This is a genomic window from Ravibacter arvi (assembly GCF_039540405.1).
Lineage (GTDB): Bacteria > Bacteroidota > Bacteroidia > Cytophagales > Spirosomataceae > Ravibacter > Ravibacter arvi.
On the sequence record NZ_BAABEY010000021.1, the window covers coordinates 1 to 23,105 of the forward strand.

General features: G+C 47.9%; 13 protein-coding genes. 4 read left to right on the forward strand and 9 right to left on the reverse strand.

Going from position 1 to position 23,105, the window contains the following annotated elements:
* Window positions 1-326: 326 nt before the first annotated feature.
* The 4 genes from ABD852_RS11285 to ABD852_RS11300 all read right to left on the reverse strand — a co-directional run bounded on the left by ABD852_RS11285 (window position 327) and on the right by ABD852_RS11300 (window position 7,995).
* Window positions 327-4,334, reverse strand: a complete 4,008-nt coding sequence (locus ABD852_RS11285) for a cobaltochelatase subunit CobN (RefSeq protein ID WP_345028748.1) — start codon at window positions 4,332-4,334, stop codon at window positions 327-329.
* A 92-nt stretch (window positions 4,335-4,426) separates the two neighbouring features.
* Window positions 4,427-4,753 (reverse strand): DUF2149 domain-containing protein, encoded by a 327-nt coding sequence (locus tag ABD852_RS11290; RefSeq protein WP_345028752.1) that lies wholly within the window; start codon window positions 4,751-4,753, stop codon window positions 4,427-4,429.
* Window positions 4,750-5,367 (reverse strand): MotA/TolQ/ExbB proton channel family protein, encoded by a 618-nt coding sequence (locus ABD852_RS11295; protein ID WP_345028755.1) that lies wholly within the window; start codon window positions 5,365-5,367, stop codon window positions 4,750-4,752. The genes ABD852_RS11290 and ABD852_RS11295 overlap by 4 nt, the downstream gene beginning before the upstream one ends.
* A gap of 315 nt (window positions 5,368-5,682) precedes the next feature.
* Window positions 5,683-7,995, reverse strand: coding sequence for a TonB-dependent receptor (locus ABD852_RS11300; RefSeq protein WP_345028759.1), 2,313 nt, complete (start codon window positions 7,993-7,995; stop codon window positions 5,683-5,685).
* A gap of 536 nt (window positions 7,996-8,531) precedes the next feature.
* Here ABD852_RS11300 and ABD852_RS11305 point away from each other — a divergent pair.
* Entirely contained in the window at window positions 8,532-10,928 is a 2,397-nt protein-coding gene (locus ABD852_RS11305; protein WP_345028761.1) for an ABC transporter permease, read from the forward strand.
* 324 nt (window positions 10,929-11,252) lie between these two features.
* Here ABD852_RS11305 and ABD852_RS11310 read toward each other — a convergent pair whose 3' ends face one another.
* The 4 genes from ABD852_RS11310 to ABD852_RS11325 all read right to left on the reverse strand — a co-directional run bounded on the left by ABD852_RS11310 (window position 11,253) and on the right by ABD852_RS11325 (window position 17,852).
* Window positions 11,253-13,706, reverse strand: a complete 2,454-nt coding sequence (locus ABD852_RS11310) for a hybrid sensor histidine kinase/response regulator transcription factor (RefSeq protein ID WP_345028762.1) — start codon at window positions 13,704-13,706, stop codon at window positions 11,253-11,255.
* Entirely contained in the window at window positions 13,687-15,150 is a 1,464-nt protein-coding gene (locus ABD852_RS11315; protein ID WP_345028763.1) for a ligand-binding sensor domain-containing protein, read from the reverse strand. The genes ABD852_RS11310 and ABD852_RS11315 overlap by 20 nt, the downstream gene beginning before the upstream one ends.
* Before the next feature lie 783 nt (window positions 15,151-15,933).
* Window positions 15,934-16,344: a hypothetical protein gene (locus ABD852_RS11320; RefSeq protein WP_345028764.1), complete on the reverse strand. Its 411-nt coding sequence runs from the start codon at window positions 16,342-16,344 to the stop codon at window positions 15,934-15,936.
* A 95-nt stretch (window positions 16,345-16,439) separates the two neighbouring features.
* Window positions 16,440-17,852 (reverse strand): hypothetical protein, encoded by a 1,413-nt coding sequence (locus ABD852_RS11325; protein WP_345028765.1) that lies wholly within the window; start codon window positions 17,850-17,852, stop codon window positions 16,440-16,442.
* Between the two features lie 404 nt (window positions 17,853-18,256).
* Here ABD852_RS11325 and ABD852_RS11330 point away from each other — a divergent pair, with 404 nt between their 5' ends.
* From ABD852_RS11330 to ABD852_RS11340, 3 genes are all read left to right on the forward strand, one after another.
* Window positions 18,257-19,924 (forward strand): sensor histidine kinase, encoded by a 1,668-nt coding sequence (locus tag ABD852_RS11330; RefSeq protein WP_345028766.1) that lies wholly within the window; start codon window positions 18,257-18,259, stop codon window positions 19,922-19,924.
* 38 nt (window positions 19,925-19,962) lie between these two features.
* Window positions 19,963-20,712 carry a response regulator transcription factor gene (locus ABD852_RS11335; protein WP_345028768.1) on the forward strand — a complete coding sequence of 250 codons (750 nt, stop codon included), beginning with the start codon at window positions 19,963-19,965 and terminating at the stop codon, window positions 20,710-20,712.
* 98 nt (window positions 20,713-20,810) lie between these two features.
* Complete coding sequence (locus ABD852_RS11340; protein ID WP_345028769.1) at window positions 20,811-21,092, forward strand: hypothetical protein; 282 nt, start codon at window positions 20,811-20,813, stop codon at window positions 21,090-21,092.
* Between the two features lie 40 nt (window positions 21,093-21,132).
* Here the strand turns inward: ABD852_RS11340 and ABD852_RS11345 are convergent, their stop codons facing one another.
* Window positions 21,133-22,938 carry a serine hydrolase domain-containing protein gene (locus ABD852_RS11345; protein ID WP_345028770.1) on the reverse strand — a complete coding sequence of 602 codons (1,806 nt, stop codon included), beginning with the start codon at window positions 22,936-22,938 and terminating at the stop codon, window positions 21,133-21,135.
* Between the last annotated feature and the right edge of the window lie 167 nt (window positions 22,939-23,105).

A 23,105-nucleotide genomic window follows, 5' to 3' on the forward strand; every position in this document is an offset into this window, starting at 1 on the left:
TTACGTGCTGCGCCTCATCTCGGCGGACGGCGACGTACGCACCGGCAAATTTTTAGTAAAATAGGCAAAGGTCACGCCGGAACCCGATTCCGGCTGGTCGGGTAATATAAAAAAGCATGAGGGCCGGGCTCTCATGCTTTTTTATTAGGGTTGGCGACAGTCACGGTCCTACGTTATACCGGAATGTTCTCCTTTATTTCAAGCTTGGCCTTGACCGGCTCCGTTATCCTGCGGGTAGCGCCCGGCAATCCGGTGCAACAGGTCGATATCCAACCGGGGCTCGTTCTTGTAAAAGCCGTGTGCCATACCAGGTAGCGATTATAGCTCTATAGTTCTTCCCTCCTTACCCGGAAAGCAGCCAGCAACGCTGCGATTATCAAAACTATCCCGACCGTTGAAGAAGGCGCATTTTCCGTTTTTTCCCGGTCCTCAAAGAGTTCCCTAACAGACTCTTCCATTTTATATCCCATGATTTCCACAATCGTATTCGTGGAAGGCGACTCAGGCTGTGTATTTTCCAGTTTTTGCGGGGCGGGATTAAGATCGGCGCTGCTGTTTCCCTTCTGCCCCGGATTCTTTATACTGGAACTTGTTTCTGCCGGAGATTTGATATCGGCAAGTTGCTGCCTGTAACTGGCCAAAGGGGGGCCACTTTGCCCAGGAATTCGACTGGCTATCTTTGTGACGAAATCGGTCAGCTCCTGATTGTTGCATACATTGCCACTGCAGGCGAGGCCTGCTGCTTCTACGGTCGAAAGGTATTCGCTGGTAAGACGTTGTAAGACGCTTTCACCGGGATTCCAGTAATCTTTGCGGATCGTCTCAAGCATACGTGCAAGGGTAACCTGATAGGCATGAAGGTTACCTCCTTTTTCAAACTTCTCACGAATATCCAGCCCATATTTATCTTCTACGTAGGTCTCGTACACCTGTCGCCACTTGTTTCCGTCGACCGCATCTGGTACCGTCACCTGCCACCCCCAGAGGTGCTCTGTGACTTTGCTGATCATCCGGCCTCCCGAATACCCTTCATCCAGCATTTCCCTGATCCACCTTGGATTAAGGTAGCGGGTTTTCATTTCCCGCCCTATAAATTTATCCAGTGTTTCCTGACCGGCTTGCGACGGGTCGGAAAGGTTGGTCACCAGAACGTCTGGAGTATTGCCGTCGATCGACCGTATCGCCAGTGCCGCGCCGCCGAGGTATTGATAAAAATCATCGTTGTCGAGCGCGCCGTACACATTGGAAGACCGGCTATGCACCAGCGCCTTGGTTCCTGACAAAGCTTTTTTCATCATGGCCACACTCAGCCCCTTTCCTAATGTGATATCGATAGTTTCTGGCTTGTCTCCCCAAAAGCCTTGACCATACAAATGGCTCATCCGCTTAAAATACACGTCGGCAACCTGGTTTTCTGTTTCCCAGGTATCCGACGCCTCCACAACGTTTTCTACGCCTGTTCCGTAGGCCCCCGCGGGAACCGAGAACATGCGTACCGAAGCGAGACGTTCCGCCAGCTTTTCATCTTTGATACCCTTCTCGATCAGGGTTTGTTTGAGCTTTGCGATATTCAACCTTACGAAGTTGTCCGATTCATCTGCCTCCCCCGCCAAGCTAATAGCTTTGTCAAGCAGCTCCATTACATTGGGAAACATGTCACGGTATAACCCCGATGGAATAATCACGACGTCGATCCGCGGCCTACCGAGCTCTTGCCGGGAAATCGGTTCAACGCCTTTCACCCTCCCGATACCGTCATAGACCGGCTTGATACCCAGAAGACGCAATATCTGGGACTCCATTACGCCCTCGTGACGTATAGTCTCGACGGACCATAAATTGAGCGTCACCTTTTCGGGGAATTCTCCGCTGTGTGCTTTTCGGTAATGCGCTATCAGCTCTTCCGCCAGTGCGCTCCCGGTATTGTATGTCTCTTTGGAAGGGATTTTTGATGGATCGAACGCAAAGAAGTTTTTCCCCGTAGGAAGCGAAGCGGGATTCCGTAAAGGGTCGTTTCCCTGACCGGAACGGACGTGGCCTCCATTGAGCGCATTGACAAGTGACGAGAGCTCGCTTTCACCGCTTTTCAGTATGCGATCCATCATGTCTGAAACCTGCGCTTGGTACGCTTCATTTGACAGCCCGGAAATTCTCTTCACGATTGCTACCGCTGTGCTGCGGGCGTAAGTCGAATCAGGCGATTTTCCGAAAGTGTGCATCCCGAAGGGCGTCTGCTTTTGCCCGATGTCCTGCAGATAATGTTCTAATTCTTCAATTCTATCCGCGTCAGGCTTTCCTTCGGCACCGATGTCTTTCAGCATCCCCTGCTCCCGGGCCAATTGCCAGATCTGCTCCAGCTTTGACGACGCCAGAACGGGGCTTTTCTCTCCGGCTGCCAGGTAGTCGTTGATCAGGCCCGACAATTCCCGTAGCTCGGGGTTAAGCCCCGCCGTGTCTGAAGGTGGGGTCATGTGATCGATAATAATTGCCATTCCGCGTCTTTTGGCCTGGATGCCCTCACCCACGTCATCTACAATATAGGGGTATAGATTAACCATATCGCCAATCAGGGCCTCGGGTGCATCGTCGTCATTCAGTCCGGCTTCTTTACCGGAGAGCCACTCGTGGGTCCCATGTGTGCCCAGATGGATGATGGCATTGGCTTTAAACTGCTTTTGCAAGTAGAGATAGAAGGCAATGTACTGATGATGCGGAGGGAGCGTCACGTCATGATACGCTTTGTCGATATCCTGGTTCCAGCCGCGTGCCGGCTGCGGCGCCAGGAGGATTTTACCGTACCATACGGCAGGCAGCAGAAAATAGGGTTCTCCGGAGTCATCGCGCCATGTCATGATCCGGGAGCTGTCTGGCGGCCCCCATTTAGCCAGGACTTCCTGCTGAAACGCAGGCCGCAACTGACCGAACCATTCCTTGTATTGCCGTACCGGGACTTTTACAGGATGCCCTTGTGTGGCCAACCGTTGTAGTTCGCCCGGAGCCCAGTTGCCAATATTCCGGCCATAATTCATGATTTGTTGAAATAATCGGCTGCTGTCAGGCTGCTGATCGCCGAGATCATATCCTTCTCTCCCAAGCCGTTCAAGAATACTTTGTATGCTTTGAGGCAGTACATTGAGATAGCTGGCGCCGATTGCGTGCTTGCCGGGTGGGTTGGAGTAGTAAATGAGAGCAATGCGCTTCTCCGCATTGGTTTTCCGTCGCAGACTGTCCCAGGCCATCACTCTTCCTACAAGGCGATCGACACGATCGGGAATGGCGGTCTTCACCTTGATCTGTGTACCGTCAGGGTAGGTTGCTGTTTCCAGGCTACCGGTAACCGTAGGCTGTATTTGCCCTGATATTTCAGACCGGCTCAGATGGAGCGTACGGTTGAAGACGCTCAATCCTATTTTAGAGCCCTCCCATTCTGCTTTCGACTGGTCGAGTTGGATGGTACTGATTACGGGAATATTCATTTTTTCAAAAACATGCCGCAGTTCCTCCGGTGACGATCCGGGTAGGGACGAGGCGGAAACCAGCAAATTGATTAATGGCTCGCCTTGATCGTCGTAGGCGAACTGTTCCAGCGTTTTGCCGAGCGGTACGCCAAAAAGCGGGAGGACATTAAATCCTGCTGCCTCGAGCTTGCGAATGTGCTCGTGGAGATGTCGGTGCTGTCCGTTCAGTATTTCGAAACGGAAAGAATAGAATCCAACCCAGGGTTGTCCCGGCTTATGCTTTCCGTACCCCGCTATATATTCCTTCTGGGAAAGGTATACAGTGTCTTTTTCGAAAGAATAGATACCGGAAGCCGGGTACCCGATCACATCCCGGTAAGGTAGGGGCCATCCTCCGCGCCTGTTCAAACCATACAAAACCATGTTTCGCAGGTTTTCTATGCCGCCCTGGTCAAAATACTGTAAAACCTTCCGGTCAAATACGATCCCAAGCTCCTTGTATGCGTTCTCGGCGGGAGTTCCCCCCAGTGCATATACCGAAGCGCCCCGCTTGAGAGCCTCCTGAAGTTGCGGCAAAGCCTGCTCCACAAGACCTCCCTGGTGCACATAGACAAAAATCAGCTTTGATTCGGCCACATGCGAGAGCTCTCTCTCCTGATAGTGGCCCTGCGAATAAACCTTCAGCTCGTATTTATCCGAAAATTCCGGCAACGATTTTTCGAGGTTCTCCGAAACGCGGTAAGCTACGGCGGCGTAGCTGTCGGACACGATTATACTGATTTTTTCTGCCGACGCAGTTTTTGCTATCCAAAGCAGTGTAAATGCAGCTAAAGGACGCAGCATTGTTTTTCTAACCTGCCCAATTATATCTTTCATGAGTTTAATCTATATAAATGGGGTTATGAGTTTTGCGAAATCCACAGATCCTTCCGCTCTTTGTGGCCCCCGATTGGGCAACATTTTGCTTGTTATTCCGGCACATAGATCACCTGTCCGTCTTCCAGCTTGTAGGCTGTCCCCAGTCGCTCCCCCTTACCGGACGACTGGTCTTTGGTTATCTTTTTTACTTTGATTTCCTTTCCCTTTTTCTCGATAATCTCGATCTCTCCGTTAGCAGCCTGTTTGGTATAGGTTACATCCGATTCAGTGAACATATCCAGCATGTCCAGCGTAGACACCAGCGCAAAAATCATGGCAACAATCAGCACCACGCTCAGGTCGAAAAGGTTGGCTACCCCGCTGACGGGATCTTCCAGGGGAGTATCCTGTTCGGTGCGTTTTCCAAGCAATCTCATAGTGTGAACCAATGTTTGACAAGTGTTTCTATTTTCATGACAGGCCCGTTTTCGCCTGCGACTTCATGGCGCTCCCGGGCGCGGAGCAGCTCTTCCATCCGGGTTTCCACTTCAAGAAAATCAGTTTTCAGCCACTTTTCTCTTTCCTGTGAAATAAGATAAGCCATTACGCTACAGGCTAGTCCGGCGATGGTAGCGGTGAAGGCGTTGGCCATATTGGAAGACATACTCATCAGGTCGCCGGTGGAAAGCGAAGAAAGGGCGACGCCCATCGGGATCAGCGTACCGATCAGTCCGACGGACGGTGCTACTTTAACCATAAAACGTACACGGTCCAGACGACTAATCTTATCTTTCTCCCATAATCTGACCAACCTGGTGATGTGTATATCGGCCGTTTCGGGCATTGAAAGGGCTTTGTCCAAGTGCGTGGAGTAAGTTCTGATAAAGGATTGCCCCGGATCCGCGTTACCGTGGCGCCGTTGGATCCACTCCCTCAGAAAATCGCCCATACTGTAAACTGACCACAGGATCATGAGGGCTAAACTGACAAAAACCGGATACGATAACGCGACTGCAAACTGGTATAAGAAGGATTCGATGTACGTTAGCATGATTATTTTTTATTACAATTAAAAAGGATACCAGAACTAAAGCTGATGCCCAAAATCAGTAGAGAGAGGGTGAAAGACAGCGTCAACGATGAATTCTGTCCCATATCGGCTGTCGCAGTCGGGCTGCCGTTCCAAAAAAGGCTGGCCAGAAGGAAAAGTCCGTACCCGGTCGGAATAAGCGCCGCGTTAGCTAAAACTGTCTGCAACCAGATCGGTGAGTCAGCCCGTTTCAGGACTTTCCCCAACCACAATCTGCACAATATGCCTGCCAGTGCCAGCAGTATTCCGACCCATTCGTGCATGTTATACTGTTTTTTACAGGCTAAAAGAAATGCCCAAGTTTACCGACCTCCGCGGAGCGTACTGGTAGCTGGTAGGAGATGTATAACTACCGAAATACAATTTGTCAAGCAGGTTGAGCGCGTTGGCATTCAACGTAAATCGCTTCAGCTGGTAGCTTACCTTCAGATCAGCTGTAGTAACAGGCGCCATGACGCGGTTGGCGGAGTTTTCTAGGTTTCCAAAGCTCTTGGAAGTGCTTCTTACCCATATTGCTGCATACAGTTTAGCGGGTAAGTCGAACACTAAGCCTCCACTGACAGTATGTCTGGGATTTCCGTTCATTTCATTTCCGACGTAGTCCGGATTGGTCTCATATTTGGCGATCCGGGAATGATTATAGAAATAACTGCCGATCAGCGTAAAGTGTTTTGTCAATAAATAGCGGAGCGAGCTTTCGATTCCCCCGAGATTCACCTGCCCGATATTGGTGAATTGCCTTACGGGCAATCCTCCCGGATCAAGATAGGACGGGAGCTTCGAGGCGTCTACTTCTACTCTTTCCGCAAAATCTCTGTATTGTGAAAGATAACCAGTCAAGGTTAACTCGATATTACCTAAGTAGAGGTCGCTTCCCAACTCAACCGAATAGACCATCCTCTCGGGTTTCAGATCGGGATTCCCGAGGCGAAAAAAGGAAGACCCGAGGGGACCCGAAATGTAGAGATCGTAAATGGCCGGGGCGCGGAATCCTTGTGCAAATTGTGTACGAAAACGAAGCTTCTGAGATGCCTGATATACCACGCCGACTTTAGGCGACCAAACGCTGGCCGACGCTTTATCGTATTCAAGGTGTATCTCTTCTCCAGAAGTACTGTCAAACAGCCTTCCGTTAAGGTTTTGCCAATTGTCGTATCTCACCCCTACATTTACATTCACCTTGCTCCCAATCTTTAGGTCGTCATTGATAAAAAAAGAAAGGAAATTCTGACCTCCTGAAAAATTCTGGTACCCGGAGCCGTAGTTAAATCGCCTGGTTGAAGCGGAAGTGTACCTAAGATCGGCTCCGGTGGTAATCAGGTGACTGCCGAAACTTCGGCTGACTTTTCCGATAAAGCCATAGATATCCACCGGTGTCCTTGAATCATAGTTGTCCTTGCTGTATGCCTTGTCGACATTGTTCCATTGATTCGCATCCGACACACGCAATTGCGTATTGATATACCCGGTTGCTTCTATGTTTACAGCGCCTTTCCCGGCTATATACCGTAGCAGTGAATTGGTAATGGTGGTTTTATCATCATAGATCGTGGAGGTCCCTGAGAGGGGCATCTGAAGATGATGATCCACAACAGCCTCCAGTTTCGAGGCAGGATCGATCTGATAGACCAGTTTGGTATTCACATTGAACAATTCCATACTCGGCGTCTTAAAATAGTCACGCCACAAGCTGTCAGCCATATACCGATACCCATCGGTCTTTTTGTACTCGCCGGACACCATAATACCGAACCCACTCTTAAATGCCTTGCCGGCTTTGACGCCGGCCTGCAGGGTATTCATCGATCCATAGCGTAGATCCACCCCCAATGTAGGTTTTTCGGTAGGAGAAGCGGTCACAAGGTTGATCGTTCCGCCCATCGAATTGGAACCGTGTATGGCTGATCCCGGGCCACGCACAACCTCTATGCGGGCTATACTTCCAGTCGCCATAGAGTTCCACTCGCTCACTCCGCCAGTATACGCATCGTTGATGGGAATGCCGTCTTTCAGTATTAATGTTCTATTGGCCGAACCCGTGCCGCGCATGGTCACAGCCGTATGAGTACCGGTAGTGGTCAACCCGCGATTGCGGTCTATGGTCACTCCCGGGATAAATTGGAGGGCATCATCGATCGTCTGCATTTGACGAAGCTCGGGCTGACCCGCTTTCAATATGGAAATATTGGAAGCGATAGTGCGTAGTTCGGAAGGCGTCGCTGACGCCGATATCACAATGTCGTTCAACCCATTCGTTGCTTCTTCAAGTACAGGCGACAAGTTAGTGACTGTATTGGATAAGATTTCCACCGGGTAACTTGTTGCACCGAAACGCAGATGTGATATCGTCATTATGTGTCTTCCTTCAGGCAATATCAAACGGAACTCACCGCTTTGATTGGAATAAGTCACGTATAGCCGGTCTGCCGTATTGATGCTTGCTCCGGTTATGACTTCTCCCGATCTATCTGTCAGTTTCCCGGAAAGTGTACCGTTTTTTGTAGTCTGGGCCCACGCCGGAACCGAGGTCAAACACACTACCACTACTGCGGGTAGTCTTCTGAAAATTACTTTTGTAAATAACTTCATACTTAGAGCGAAAAAAATAAAGAGAGATGTAGCTTTTAATACCTGGAATGGGCACATTCCGCAAATGGACCTTAATACTTGCAACATTGTTGCAAATGTATCATACTTGCAACAATGTTGCAAGTATGATACATTCTTTCTTTCGCTTTCCGCAGTTTTTTCACTAAATGCTTTGCCAGCATAACCTGCCAGGAGGAGCAGACACAGGAGTCGCTTAGCTCCGCTTGCAAGCCCCCTCCCCCCGAACCCGCTATCATTGAATATGGCCTGTGAAGTCAAAGAGCAGTACGACGTTGTAGGCGGAGTGCTTAAGGATGAGGATATTTACTTGACGTCCTGCACTTTTAAGAAGGAGAATGAGGCAGCGGAAGTCTTAACCCTTGGCTTGTGAGCCTGCCTCAGTTGATTTATATAACCTTCCGACGAGGAACCCCGGTTGCCTGAACGATCAGAAAGAGCGCAAATAAATATTGTGCTTAAAAAAAAATGTTAATATTGGCTGACCATGAAAGTGTCATATCAGACATCGAAGAAAAATGCTGAATTTCGACCTCGTTCGCAATCAATTTAAATCCGCCAGCCGCCGCTTGTTGAAAGACCGGCAATTTTCGCTGCTCAATATTATTGGCTTGTCCAGTGGCCTGGCATCAGCTTTGCTGATCGGACTATGGGTAAATGCTGAATTTGCTTTCGATAAATTTCACGAAAAAGACAGCCGTCTTTACGAGGTCATGATCCATGAAAAGATTGGTGATGGCATTGCGACTTCAAACAGTACCGGTGAATATATTGGAGAAACCATCCTGAATACAATGCCAGAGGTCGAAACGGCTGTAATGACAACACCTGCGGCCTGGTTTCAGAGGTTTAGTTTATCTTCTGGCGATAATACAGTCAGTGCTGTCGGGAATTTTGCCAGTAACGATTACTTCCAGGCCTTGTCTTTTCCATTAATTCAAGGCAACAAGCAAAAGGTTTTGGCTAATAAAATGTCTATTGCCATCTCTGAAAAACTGGCTACCCGGCTGTTTAAGTCTCCCGAACTTGCAATGGGAAAAGTCCTGGTATGGAAATGGCAGGCGTACTCCGAAAAGTGTTTAGTCAGTGGGGTTTTTAGCGACTTTCCGAAGAATTCTTCCCAACAATACGATTTTTTGCTGTCAATGGACGCCTGGAACCAGATCATACCACCTGGTACTACCCGGGCAAGTAGTGGCCCTTTCAACAACCTTATTGTTTTGAAAGAAGGAGCAGATATTAACTTATTAAATGAAAAGATGGCAGCTCTTGCCAGGACCAGTTTCAACGACTCCACTTCGCGATTGTTTTTACGTAAATATTCTGACGCTTACCTGTTTGGAAATTATGAAAATGGTGTGCAGGCCGGCGGCAAAATCACCTATGTTCGCCTGTTTATCATCGTCGCACTCATCATACTGATCATCGCCTGTATTAATTTCATGAACCTGTCTACGGCCAAAGCCGCTATGCGCATACGAGAAGTGGGAGTTAAAAAAGCACTTGGAGCAGACCGGTCTACGCTCATATTTCAATTTTTAAGCGAATCGCTGATACTAAGTTTTTTGGCACTCGCGATTGCAATATTGATTACTTGGGCATTGCTTCCGGCTTTCAACAATGTAATCGGCAAAGACCTTTCCTTGCATTTTGAACTAAAAAGCCTTGGGACAATACTCGTAATTACATTGGTGACTGGTCTGCTCGCCGGTAGCTACCCTGCATTCTATCTTTCGAAGTTTAATCCTGCATTTTCTCTAAAAGGCGGGTTAGTCAGTCCCTTCAGCGAGTTGCTACTCAGAAAGGGGCTGGTAGTTTTCCAATTCACCGTCTCGGTCATTTTCATTGTTTCAGTATTTGTAGTGTATCAACAGATTCATTTTTTAGAGCACAAGAATCCGGGATATGACAAAGACAACGTCATTTATTTCGAAATGGAAGGGCGTGTAGCTGCGCAGGGCGAAGCTTTTCTGTCCCAATTAAAAAACCTACCGGGAGTTATAAATGCTTCGAGCATTCAGCAGAAAATCATTTTGCCTGCCATGCTGCCTGGAAATGGATCTGGCGTGCGCTGGGACGGAAAAAATGAAGATGACAAAATCCGCTTTTTTAAAATGCCGGTCAATTTCGATTTGATCGAGACGATGGGTATAAAGATGGCGGAAGGGCGCAGTTTTTCCCGGCAGTACGGAACCGAAACATCCAGTATCATTCTCAATGAAGCCGCGGTAAAAGCTATGGAGTTAAGTGACCCGGTCGGAAAAACTGTCATGTTTGGCAACGCTGAGAGACACATTGTAGGCGTGGTCAAAGACTTTCATTTTAACTCGCTGCATCAAGGAATCCGGCCCTTTATTCTTTATTTTTCCCCTCAGGAAACCATGTTGGTTATGGCCAGGATAAGCGCGGGAAAGGAGCAGGAAACCATCACACGCATTCAGGATTTTTATAAAACATTCAATCCAGGGTATTCATTTAACTACCAATTTCTAGATCACGATTTTCAGGTCCAGTATGCGTCTGAAAAGCTGGTGAGCGAACTTGCCCGTTACTTTGCCGTGCTGGCGATTATTATTTCTTGTCTCGGATTATATGGACTTGCGGCTTTTACAGCAAATCGGCGCAAGAAAGAAATCGGCGTGCGAAAAGTACTTGGAGCAACGGTTGGCAATGTAGTTTCGATGCTAGCCAAAGATTTTCTAATTCTTGTCTTAATTGCAGTCTTCATTGCATTTCCTGCTGCCTGGTGGTTAATTGATCGATGGCTTCAAAACTTTGCTTATCACATCAACATTAGCTACGGAGTCTTTATTGGTGCCGCAATTCTTATATTTTCGGTAACGTTATTGACTATTAGTTATCAATCCCTTACCGCAGCACTGATGAATCCGACTCAGGCATTGATAAATGATTGAGACATAAAAAACCCAGATGATCATGTTTAAGCAATCCGATCTATAGGTTAAGGGATAAGATACTTGCTCAGAGTACTGACGTTTTAAAGAAAAGCACGATAAAGTGGCTTGAAAGATCCGCCTGTCATTTCTTTCGGTGGACCGACCACCATCATTCTAACAACCCGCGATTCACATCGCTGCAAGGCACCGATTCCGGACACCTGGCTGATCTTTTTTTTCACCCGGTTCTGTTTGGCAAAAATGAGGATGCGTACGGATACCCATCAGTTGGAATACGTATGACTTTCAGGCGCAATGTCCGGATAGACAAGCAGGGTCACGCTAGCGCTCATTATCCTTTTTAGCCTCGGTCGGCGTTTTACCATAAATTTTTTTTAATTCTGCACTGAAGTATTTGCTGCCCTCAAAACCGATCATCGTGCTTATCTCGCTGACGTTGTAAACACCCGAATCGAGTAGCTTTTTGGCTTCATTAAATCGAATCTCTTTCACGAATCCATTGATTGTCAACCCCGTAAGCGACCTCAATTTTCTATACAATGCCGATACGCTCATTCCAATCTGCGTAGCAAGCTCATTGACTCCAAAATCGCGATCGGAAATATGCTCTTTAACAAGCGAGCTAAGTTTGATGATGAATTCCTCGTTCTTGTCCTTGGCAATGTTCCTTCCCCACTCGTCATGGTCCGTTAAGACAGACTGACGATAACGGTCTTTGAAATCGTCTCGCAATCGGATCAAGTTGCTCACCTTTAACTCAAGAATCCTCGGATCGAACGGCTTAACAAGATAATCATCAGCTCCGGAAGCGAGCCCTTCGATGATTTGCTGGTTCTGTGCCCTTGCCGTCAATAGCATGACTGGTATATGTGAAGTCGTAATATTCTCTTTCAGTTGGCTGCATAACTGCAGCCCGTTCATATCTGGCATCATGATGTCCGACAGGATGATGTCGGGAAGATGCTCATTTGCAAGTTGTAAACCGCGAAGACCGTTTTCGGCTTCGAGCGTGTTGAATTCGCTTTCGAAAAGCTCCCTGATAAACACGCGTAACTGGTCATTATCCTCGACAATCAGGATCGTATTGGCTTTTTTTGCAGAGGCGCCTACGAGGGAGGATGGCGACTTTGCCGCAGTTTCTGTTAACCTGCTGTCAATGTAATCAGTGTTTTTCGGTGCGATTTCCTCGGGGGAAAAGTGCCGGTTTTCACGGAGCATCCGAATCGTTAACGTTGTACCGCCAGCCGTAGTTTCAGTCTCCAGACAGCTCTCGGCAGTAAGGGCGCCGCGATGCTGTTCCACAATACTTTTTGAAAGCGCCAAACCAATTCCATAACCGGGCTTTTCCGAATCCGCCTGGTAGTAATAAGTGAATAGTTTCCGCAAGTGCTCAACGGCTATGCCTCTGCCGTTGTCCTGAACGGCAATGCTCACCTCATTACTGACTTCTACAATGCGTACTACTACCCCGCCGCCTTCGGAGGTGAACTTGTATGCATTGCTGAGCAGGTTATAAAATACTTTCTGCATCTGGGCCTGGTCCAGCCACAACAGCACCGGTGTGTCCGGGCATACCAACATCGTTTCAATGTCCTTTTCTTTCGCGATATGCTCGAATGCGGCAAGGGTTCCTTTCATGATTTTGACGACATCATATTCCCGGACTTGGAGCCTCACCCCGCCGCTTTGGACCTTACGGAAGTCGAGCAGCTCATTGACCAGTAGTAGCAAACGGTCAGAATTATTTTTGGCAAATCCAAAATAATGTTCAACGGTTTTACCATCGTATGCATGCTGAAAGGCTTTTTGCATGGGCCCAGAAATCAACGAAAGGTGCGTCCTGATTTCGTGGGATAGGTTGGTGAAGAAGTCGAGTTTAATCTGGTTCAGCGCATTTTCCTTTCGGAACGAGCTGCGGAGCCAGAAAAACCTTGTCACTGCATACACAGTGGCAGCAATCAGCAGAATATAGGCCAGGCCGGCATACCAGGTTTTCCACCAGGGTGGCAGTACGTTGATTTTCAGACGGAGCGGTTCAGGGTTCCAGTAGCCATCCCCGTTCGCAGCCCTTACCGTAAACACGTAGTTTCCCGGCGGCAGGTTCATATAAGTAGCAGGTTGGCTACTCGTGTAGGTCCAGGTATTGTCGAATCCTTCCAGCTTGTAAGCATACCGGTTTCGTTCCGATCTTGGGAAACTCAACAGTGCGAAACTAATAGAAAAGATGTTCTGATCATGACGCATGGTCAATTCCCGGGTGTGATCGAGGTTTCGCTCGAGCAAACCTGTGTCATCACCGGCCTTCATCTCCCGGTCCAATAATTTCAGCTGTGTTAATACCAATTGTGAATCACCGGTCCTTGCTGTCACCTGGCTTGGCGAGAATTGAAAAATCCCTTTGTTGGTTGTAAAATAAAGCATCCCCGACGCACTTTTCACGCTCGACGCGGGCCGCGAAATTCCATTGAAAGGGAGGCCATCCTGGTAGCCGTAAGTTTGCAAGGTCCGTTTTTCAGGATGATAACGTGTCAACTCGGCCTCAGTGGCCAGCCAGAAATAACCATTTTTGTCTATCTGGATATCTTCGATTTTTGAAAGCGTTATTCCCGGGTCGGGTCGGAATGTCCCCGAAGAGTGGTCAAAGCTCTGCAAACCTTGCCGGGTTACTGCCCATATCTTGCCTGCCTTGTCTTCCGTCAATCGCCATACCGCAGCAAAATTTCCGGCTCCCCTGCTTTTGTCTGTAGCCAATTCCTCAAAAATCGACCTCGCCATTTTTGAGTACAAATACCTCATCACCGCCGCCTATCCAGATATTTTGCTTCGAATCTTCCAATACACTGTGGGCGTAGCTGACAGACTTGCATTTTCTGAACCGGCCCGTATGCTTGTCAAACAATAATGCTCCGAAAGTACCTATCAGCCAAAACCGGCCTCCGGAATCTTCCAGAATCTCGTGCACTCTACCATCATCCACCGCTTTGTAACTTCCGCTGGCCGCAGTAGGGTAATGGCGATAGCTCCCTGAATTAAGGTCGAGGCTTGTCAGCACTGTGTTTCCTGCCGCCCAGAGCGTGTTGTTCCCGTCAATGTAAAAATGATAATAGTCGGAGGAGGGTAGTAATTTCATGTCGAACGATCTCGTCTGCATGCCCGAGGTGTCAAACAGGAGCAATTTTTTCTGATCTTTTCCGATTACCCAAAGTTTGCCATCCTTGCTATTGCCCATCCATGAATTGGCATAGCGAACATCGGAGATGCCGCTCACTGTAAATGGCCATGGAAGGAAACGGGGAGCATCCGGATAGAAATTACTGATCCCAAAATAGTAAGTTCCGAGCCATACTCCGCCCTGACGATCCACACACATGGTTTGGATGTTGTTATCGGCCAGACTATAAATGTTACCAGGCTGATTTCTATACCAGGTTGTCTTTCGGCTAACAGGATCGAACAAAGCCAGCCCGGAATGCGTTGCGATCCAAAGCTTTCCCGAACGCTCGGGCAAGATGCAGCTTACAACGGGTGTCACCCCGTCTGGGGCGACGAAGTCTTTCATTGGACTAAACGTCCTCGTCGCTATGTCAAAATGAACAATCCCGCCGGAGCTTGGCCCCAGCCAGATTACGTTTCGTTCATCCAGATACTGTGTACGGAAATCATTAATCAGCGGCGATTTATTGGCTGATTTGAAATGAAAGACTTTCGGAGGATTTCCATTAGCGGGTACATGGACCAAGCCGTTATCGCTTCCCGCCCAGAAATCACCCTCGCTTGTTTGGCTTACTGAAAAAATATCCTTGTCGAGCCCCTCAAAAGTACGGTGAAGAATATAGGTCACCTTTATTCCACCTTTTGCAACCATGATACTATTTAAGCCGAAAGGCGTTCCCACCAATATCCGGTGATCGCGGTCTTCCGCTATTGTATAGATGTTGTTATTGAGTTCGGGGTTTGTGTTAAGCAGATTGTGATCGACGTGCGTAAAATTGTCTGTCTCCCGGTTATACCGATCGAGTCCGCCCGTTCCGGCCACCCAAAGGTCACCTTTCGAGTCGCAGAAGACGGCATTCAGCATGTCGGACGAAATAGAATTGGGATCGGAAGAGTTGTGCAGGTATTTTTTCAGCGTGTGAGAGTCATACCGGAATAGGCCTGCATAGGTTGCAAACCACATAAAGCCCTGCTTATCCTGAACAATCCCTCTGGCATTAGACATTGAACCGGCTTCCAATCCGGCCAAATTCCTGAAAGCCTGTGCTTTAGCAAAATATGCAGAACAGATAGCCGTAATTACGAGTACTACTCTGCGAAAGACAAACAAAATATTCAAAAAAAACGTGAGTTAAATTAATCCGACTACTTAGAGCAACTTAATAAAGAAGGTTTCCTAACACTCATACTGAACACCAGCATCGTGATCATTAGTTCATCATCATCTTAAGATCCCCCAAATCTAGAACAGCCCAAATAGAGAATCAGGCTTCTTTTTTGCTCTAAAGTAGAAGTATTCAGGTATGGAAGCAAGCCAACTCAAGGAGCCAAAAGAGCTCCAGGCGGCCGCCGCGCGGATGAAAACGCCAAACTCAAGCGTATGTATGCTGACCTGGCGTTACAAAACACCATGCTAAAGGATGTCTTGGAAAAAAAGCGGCCGCCGCTGCGGTGGTAGGGCCTTCTGCCAAGCGAGCGGAATACTTGATTCTCCCAAGTTTGCCAGCCAGGCATCATATTGTGACGAGTTACTTATATATTTCCACAGGCTTTCTTCAAAATTGGCCAGGGTAAAACTTGCCTTTGCAGGCTCCGGGGTTCGTCCGTACCGAATCCCGGATGATGTTGACGCCGCCGGACTGACGGTCCCACAGAAACACTTCAGGCTCAACCATTATGGCGCTACTGACCGGATACCCAAACGGTGACTGATGTGTAAAAAGAGCGCTGGGCGATAGAGTTAAAATTACATTCCAAAACTTCCGGCCATAATTCAGTTTATAGTCTCCTAATCCGGAAAATACCTGATCTTGAAACCCCGATACAACACCATAGCGCCATTGCCGCCGACAAATTGTATACGCTTAATTTTGTAGTTATAGGGTTTGTCAAAAAGCGAGACAGGCTTTTCACCATACCAGAATTCACCGTTCTTTTTTGAGATTACGTCCAATTTTTTGGCCTCCGTCTCAAATTGATCCTTATCGGAATACATAACATACGCCGAATACACGATCTCGTTTGAATCTGTAGACGGATTGAGCGTCAGCTCTTCCTCCCAGGTAAAGTTAACTCTGTAATTGGAAACGAGTTCATAATTCATATTCACCCCTTTGAATTCATGAGCTCCATAAGTGGAGCAGCCGCTACAAAAGTTGTGCCCAATATTGGCCATGGACATTTCAGGAAGCTTCTCCATCTCCTTTGGATATCTCGTTCCAATAAAATAATCTATTGATTGAGACCAGCCCGTAGAAGCTGTCAGGCATAAGAATAATAAACGTACAATACTTTTCATTTCAATGCTGCAATTTTAAGGGCCTGTTCTTTAGGGCTAAGTGTCCGCATTTGATCGGCCAGGGCCGGGTCAGCTTTCCTGATGTACGCCAATGCCATATCAGGACTGATCGTCGCCAAAGTCTTGTGACGCTCGAAGTAGAAATCTCGCGAGTCTTTAAGCGACTGAAATTCAAGTCCGCCCATCGAAATCGCAATCTTCCGGTAAAGATCGGTTAAAGGATCGCCTTTGCGTTTCCTGATCTCAATTGCAGTCAGATAATCTGATATGGACTCTAAAAGATAATTGAAGTGCCGGTAGATATCTGCCCTTAGTTCATAGGATTCCGCATTTTCCCGCAGCCAGAGCGACTCTTCGGAATACTGAAACGCGAGAAAAAAATTTCCGCTTTCATACTCCTTGCGGGCTTTTTTATACTTTTCCATTGCGTGAGCGGCGTCCCGATGGGTCGAATCCCCTTCGTAATAACACGCCTTGATCAGGGTCATACGAAACAACTCGTCCTCATACCCCCTGATATTGGATCTTTTTATTCCTTCAGCAGCCAAGGTCCAGAGGATCGATCCGGCAAGATTGCCCTCAAATGATTCAGAAACGGAATTGACTTCATTCTGGAAGACCCCGACCGGCTTTTTGTCACAGCTTACTTCGTAGGTTACCGTCGTAGTGCTCGTAGAAACATTCGACCAATATTCCCTGGTATGCTCCTCACCCCAGGGTTTAACCTGAACGTCTTTATCATATACGTAACCGAAAGCCCCTACCTGACGTTTCTTTTCATCCAGCATTTTTACAGAAACCTTTCCATAATACGGGTATCCCTTTTCAGACACCATCTTCCGCGGCTCGATCGGAATCTTCCGGTGCTCGCTCGAAAACTCGGCCATATTTTTGTAACTGGCGAAGGGATACCGCGCCTGATTCTGCAATTGCTGAAATAAAACAAATTCATCGAAATCCTTCTGCGACACACCGTATTTCCGGCATACAGCCTCCTCATACCTGGGCCTAAATGATATTTTCGAATATTTCCTTCCGGGCGACGTTCCTATCTCCTCCGCCAGTTCGCCCTTTTGATAGTTCCCTGAAAGCTCATATTCTCCTACAAGAATTTCAGGAACTATCGTAAGATATCTTGACCACCATTTAATAATCGTCCATTTGAAGCCCGATTTCCTCTTAAGTATCTTCAGGATTTTCGCTTCTTTTTTTGGATCGTTTTCGTTTACTGCCAGAAAAGCGTAGGGGTAACTGACCTCGTAATACTTGAGCGGTACATCATACAATTTGTTTTTCCGGACCTTCTCTTTTATGGCCCTTACCTCATCGTTCGATGCTTTAATCCCTGTAATGACGATGGTTAGATTAACCAGGGATAATAAAAATACTCTCGTAAAAAAAGCCCGCATACATCACAAAATATACTTTCAGACTATATTCAACTGAAACAGGCCTTCGGGGTCGCGCCATAACTGGAAATGACTATTCCCATGGGCCTGGATGCAACGAACTTCCCCATTTTTCGGCCATCTAACAAGGCCTTGTCACCAATCACGGTATATCCCGCACGAAAACGGTCAAATCGGGCACGAACCAACTTTTTTAGCGATTTTGATTTATTTAATTTTGCATAGACCCGATACGCTTCTTTTCTGTGAAACACCTTTTCTTTTGCCTCCTATTTTCTTTCGCGTGGTTGTGCCCCCGTTCGGGTGTTTCGCAAAAAGGAATATTCCTGGCTCCACAGCCTCACAAGCTACTCTATGCGGACACCGTCTACCGGGAGGCAATTGCAAAAAAAGACCCGTTGCTGATGGCTGAAGCCTATTACCTGTACGGCAAAACCTACGAAGCAACGGGAGATATCCTGCTTTCAAATAAATGGTTTTACAAATCCCTTAAAATCCTCGAACCCCGCGGCGATTCAAGAGAGCTGAGCCGGCTCTATCTGCGGCTTTTCACCAATGCCTATACGCAGGGCAACTATGCAGAATGTATGAGGCTTACGCGCCTGGGTATGGACATGGCGAGGCGCCTCAAGGACTACAAAAACCTTTGTCGCGCTTATGGAAATATGAGGAGCATGCACGAACGGGACTGGTCGGATAAAGGTAAAAAACCGAACCTGCCAGGACCGCGACCGGACAGCGGATTGTATTACCTGCAAAAAGTCGTTCAAATCGGGCACCGAACGGGGGATTCAGCTATTATCGCAGGCATCAGCAGGGACCTGGCTACCTATAAATGGAAGAGTTTCCGGGATACCAGCCATTTATTCGAGAATTTCAACGTTGCGACTGATTACTATACGCTGAAGAAGGAAGATGGTGAGCTGATGGTCACAAAGATAGACCTCGCCCAAATCCTGCTCGATCTTAACAGACCGGCTGCCGCACTTGCGCACCTCAATGAGGCTCAAAAAATCTACGACCATAACCCGTTCAACGTGCTATGGCTGCTGGACAGGTTCCAGAGCGCGTATTCCCGGTATTATCGCCTTACCGGCAACTGGAAAAAGGCATACGAAATGAATGAACGGGCGCACCAGCTCCAGGTTTCAAATTATACGGCAGACCGCGACGGAGCAATCAGCAGGCTCGGAAAAGAGTATGAAATGGAAAAGAAAGACATCCTGTTAAAAGCCAAGGATACTGAGCTCGCCCTTCGCAATCGTGCTTTATTAGCGCAGCAGAGATTCCTGGTTGTCTCTTTCGCTCTTCTGATTGTTATGGCCGGAATGAGCCTGGTTTTCTATCGCCTTTACAAAAGGAACCTGCTGATCAGTCGCCAGAACGAGCTACTGGTCAAGGAACAAAATCACCGCGTCAAGAACAACCTGCAGGCGGTGTCCAGCCTGCTCAGTCTTCAATCCAGCGAACTCTCAGATCCTGCGGCGCTCCGGGCCATCGAAGAAAGCCGCCTGCGGGTGGAAACCATCGGGATTCTCCATAGAAAGCTGTACGACGGCCAGCAACTGGCCATGGTTTTTGTCCCCGACTTCCTCGAAGAATTGGTAACCGGTGTAATTAATACCTATGGACTGAGGGAGGTTTCCACCGATTTTTTGATCGATGATATTTACCTCTCTCCCGATCAGGCTGCCCATCTAGGACTGATTGTCAATGAGTTGGTTACCAACGCATGCAAATATGCATTTCCCGGAATACCTGACCCGGCGCTCCGGCTTCAATGCAATACCTACAGAAAAAACAACAAACGTCATTTTCATCTCGAAATCGCCGACAACGGCCCGGGAATACAGGGACTATACGCTGAAATGCAACCGGTAGCGCCAAAAAAAAAGGTCGGTGAAGTTACTGCTGCATTCAGGCAGGCACTAACGATGCCATCTCCCGGATTCGGAATCAAACTGATCCGAATGGAGGCCGAACAATTGTATGCGCAATTCACGTATTATTACGACAGAGGAATAGTTTTTATAATGGATTTCCCCTCCGATCCTGTACCGAATCGCTTGTAATGGTGATAAATTATTGAGATATAGACTATTTGTTATCAATGGAATCACTCTCCGTTCTGATTATAGAAGACGAAATCCTGGTGGCGGAAGACCTCAGGCGGACAATGGAAAAGGCAGGCCATACGGTCCCGGCATGCGCACGTTCGTTCAATGATGCCCTCTCGGCGGCAGTAACGTATATGCCGGACATTGTGATACTGGATATCCATTTGGCGGGTTCCCGTGATGGAATCGCCACGGCTCAGGAGATACTGGCACATCGGCAGGTACCGATTGTAGTCCTTACGGGAAGTACGGAAAACGAAACTTATATTCGCGCCAGGAGAAATTTTACCCCTGCGGCTTACCTCACCAAACCCTTCAGAGCACCTGACCTGGTCCGCATGGTGGAGCTCGCCTGGCAAAATTTCAGCATGCAGCCTAAAGAGTCGGAGGGGCCATCGCAAAATCACATCTTTTTACCGGTAGAAAAAGGATTTGAAAAAATCGTCAAGGCGGAAGTGGCTTATATCGCCACCCGGAAAAGCACACACTCCATCCATCTTTTTGAGGTCTATAAAAAGACACCCAGAACGGTTCAGCTTTCCATAGCCGAAATAGAGCACTATTTCAGTCCGCCCGTTTTTTACAGGCTGTCCCGCTCCCTGATTGTTAATCTCCATCTTGTTGACCGGATCGAAGGGAGTTGCCTCTGGCTTCAGGATATTACCACGCCGCTTGTTGTTCCTGAATCCGCAAAAGCTGATCTGATGCGAAAATTAACCATAGGTAAACGGAGTCGTAAATAGCAACCGGAATCCATTAAAACGAAGTTCCTGAACGATCTCCCTTGCCCAAGTTCCAACCTTCTGCCAACTGGACAGGTCAATTACCAAAACCTCAACTTATGAAAAAGAACTTACTTGTAGTTCCGGTATTAGGCGCGCTGTTCACAAACTGTTCGGAAGTTCAACCAAAAGAACAGGCGGTAATTATCGGGAATTACGATGGCACCATGTGCGGACAGTGTGGAGGAACGTTTATCTGGACGGATTCAACAACATGGTATAGAGCTGACGTCCCGCCTGAATTCCGAACAGACAGCGCAAAAGCCTGGATCCGTTTTACCATGAACGAAGAAAAGAAACCAAGAAAAACAGCTACTTTTTATAGGTTTTGCGCGGGCTGATCCTATTTGCGACTTATTATGGAACCGTGAGAACAGCAGATTATCTCCACGTCGCAAAAGGAATAACGCCGTAACACCATAGCAGCACGGCAAGCTGCAGCACACTTACCGTGATCCATAAACCCGGTTTCATGAGATTATATTTTATTCTTTTTGCATACAACGCGAGTGAAACCAGGCTGCCCGCCGGTAACAAAATAGTTGCGAGAAAGAGCAGGAACGTCACCGCGTTTTTATTTCCTATATGAATTACCCCGTTGAAAAGCACGCCCGTGCCTGCAGCAACAACCAGGAACACGGCTGCAAACACCCAGAAAACCGGTTCCTTAAAAAATTCTCTCCCGGCTCCGGCCAATTTGTAAATTCCCGAAAGCAGGAGAAGCAAACAGCCCAGCGCGCCAATGACAAAACTCAGCGCGATCCCGAATATCTTCCACCCGTTCGTTTTCTCCAGCGTCAGTATTCCCGTAGTCAGGTATTTCTCCCCGTTTTTCCCTTCGTAAAACAAATGCGAGACATTGGTTTTGTCTTCCCCGCGAAACAATTGATCCTTCTCCCACTTCAACATTGTTTCTTTTTTTTGAAAAGGCGCAAGCGACATTCCTTCCGGTACAGCCTTCACCCATACATGCGAACCGATTATATCAAAAAGTCTCATCGGCTCTATCCGGGTAAGTAACGGCACATAATACCCATCCCACTTTTTGGATTTTCCGGCGATATAAGGCCTGTCGCGTTCCACAGGTTCCGGCGGAATACCCAGGCAATGAATCAAAAAATGGTTGAACACTTCGTAATCAGCAGTCTCACTGTCCATATTGTGCGATATAAAAAAAGCCTTTCTCAACCCGGGGAAGAGGTAATACATCGCGTGAAATCCAACAATATTTCCGGAATGGGCAATGCCTGTCACGCGGTGGCGATCCCTGGAGACAGCCCCGAACGCATACCCGTTTTTCAGTCCGTTTTCAGACGCGATGGTTTTTGCCGGGATTCCCAGCTTACCGATAAATTCCTTGCGGATAAATCCGGTTCCGTTTAGCCGCCCTTCATCGAGAATGAACTTCAGGAGTTTCCCCATATCCGAAGGGGTGGTAGTGAACTGCCCGGCAGGACGGACGTACATGGGCATGGCAGGCGCCGGGTCACCATTGTCAAAATGCCCCATCACCAACCGTTTGTCGGCGTTTTGAGAGACGAACCGGAAAGTACTGTTTTCCAGGCCGAGGGGTTGAAGCAGCTTCCTATCGAGGTAGGTTTCGTAGGATTCTCCAACCACGGCCTCTATCAGCATTCCCAGCACGGTGTAGCCCATATTGGAGTATGAAAACACGGTGCCGGGTCGGGTATTAATTTTAAGAACATCGGGGCTTCTTTTATAAAATTCACTGAGAGGCGCATCGGGAGTGGATGTGTCGCTGAAAAAATGCCATAACCGTATGTCGCTGAGGCCCGAGGTGTGGTCAAGCAGATGCCTTACCGTTACAGGATTTGCAGACTCCCATGGGTTATTCAAAGGCAGCCCCGGTAAATAACGCCGTACAGGATCGTCGATATGTAACCGGTTTTCCGTAGCCAGCCGCAGTATGCCCAACGCCAGCACGGTTTTGGTAATGGAACCGACATGGACTTTGTCATTTTTATCGATTTTCTCACCGGTTCCGAGGTTTTTCAAACCCGTTCCTCCGTAATCAATCCGGTCTCCGTCCACGACTGCCCATACCGCACCGGCCAGGTTTTGCGCTGCCAGCAGGCTATCTATTCCGATATTTATTGTTGTAGGCCGGGTCTGTGAAAAAGTAAACAAATGCATTAAAAGCAAAATACAGGTGCCTGCTAATTTCATTTCAGTTTATTGTTGATTAAAGTCGCGCTCCAGGCCGCAAAAGCAACTGATACCCGCCCGCCTCATTCTACAGGGCGGCGTCTGTTTGCCCGCCGTTTGAAGATAGCAATTTAAACTAAAACCAATACAATCCGGCTGTTCTTGTCTGCTTCGCGACGGTTCCGGTC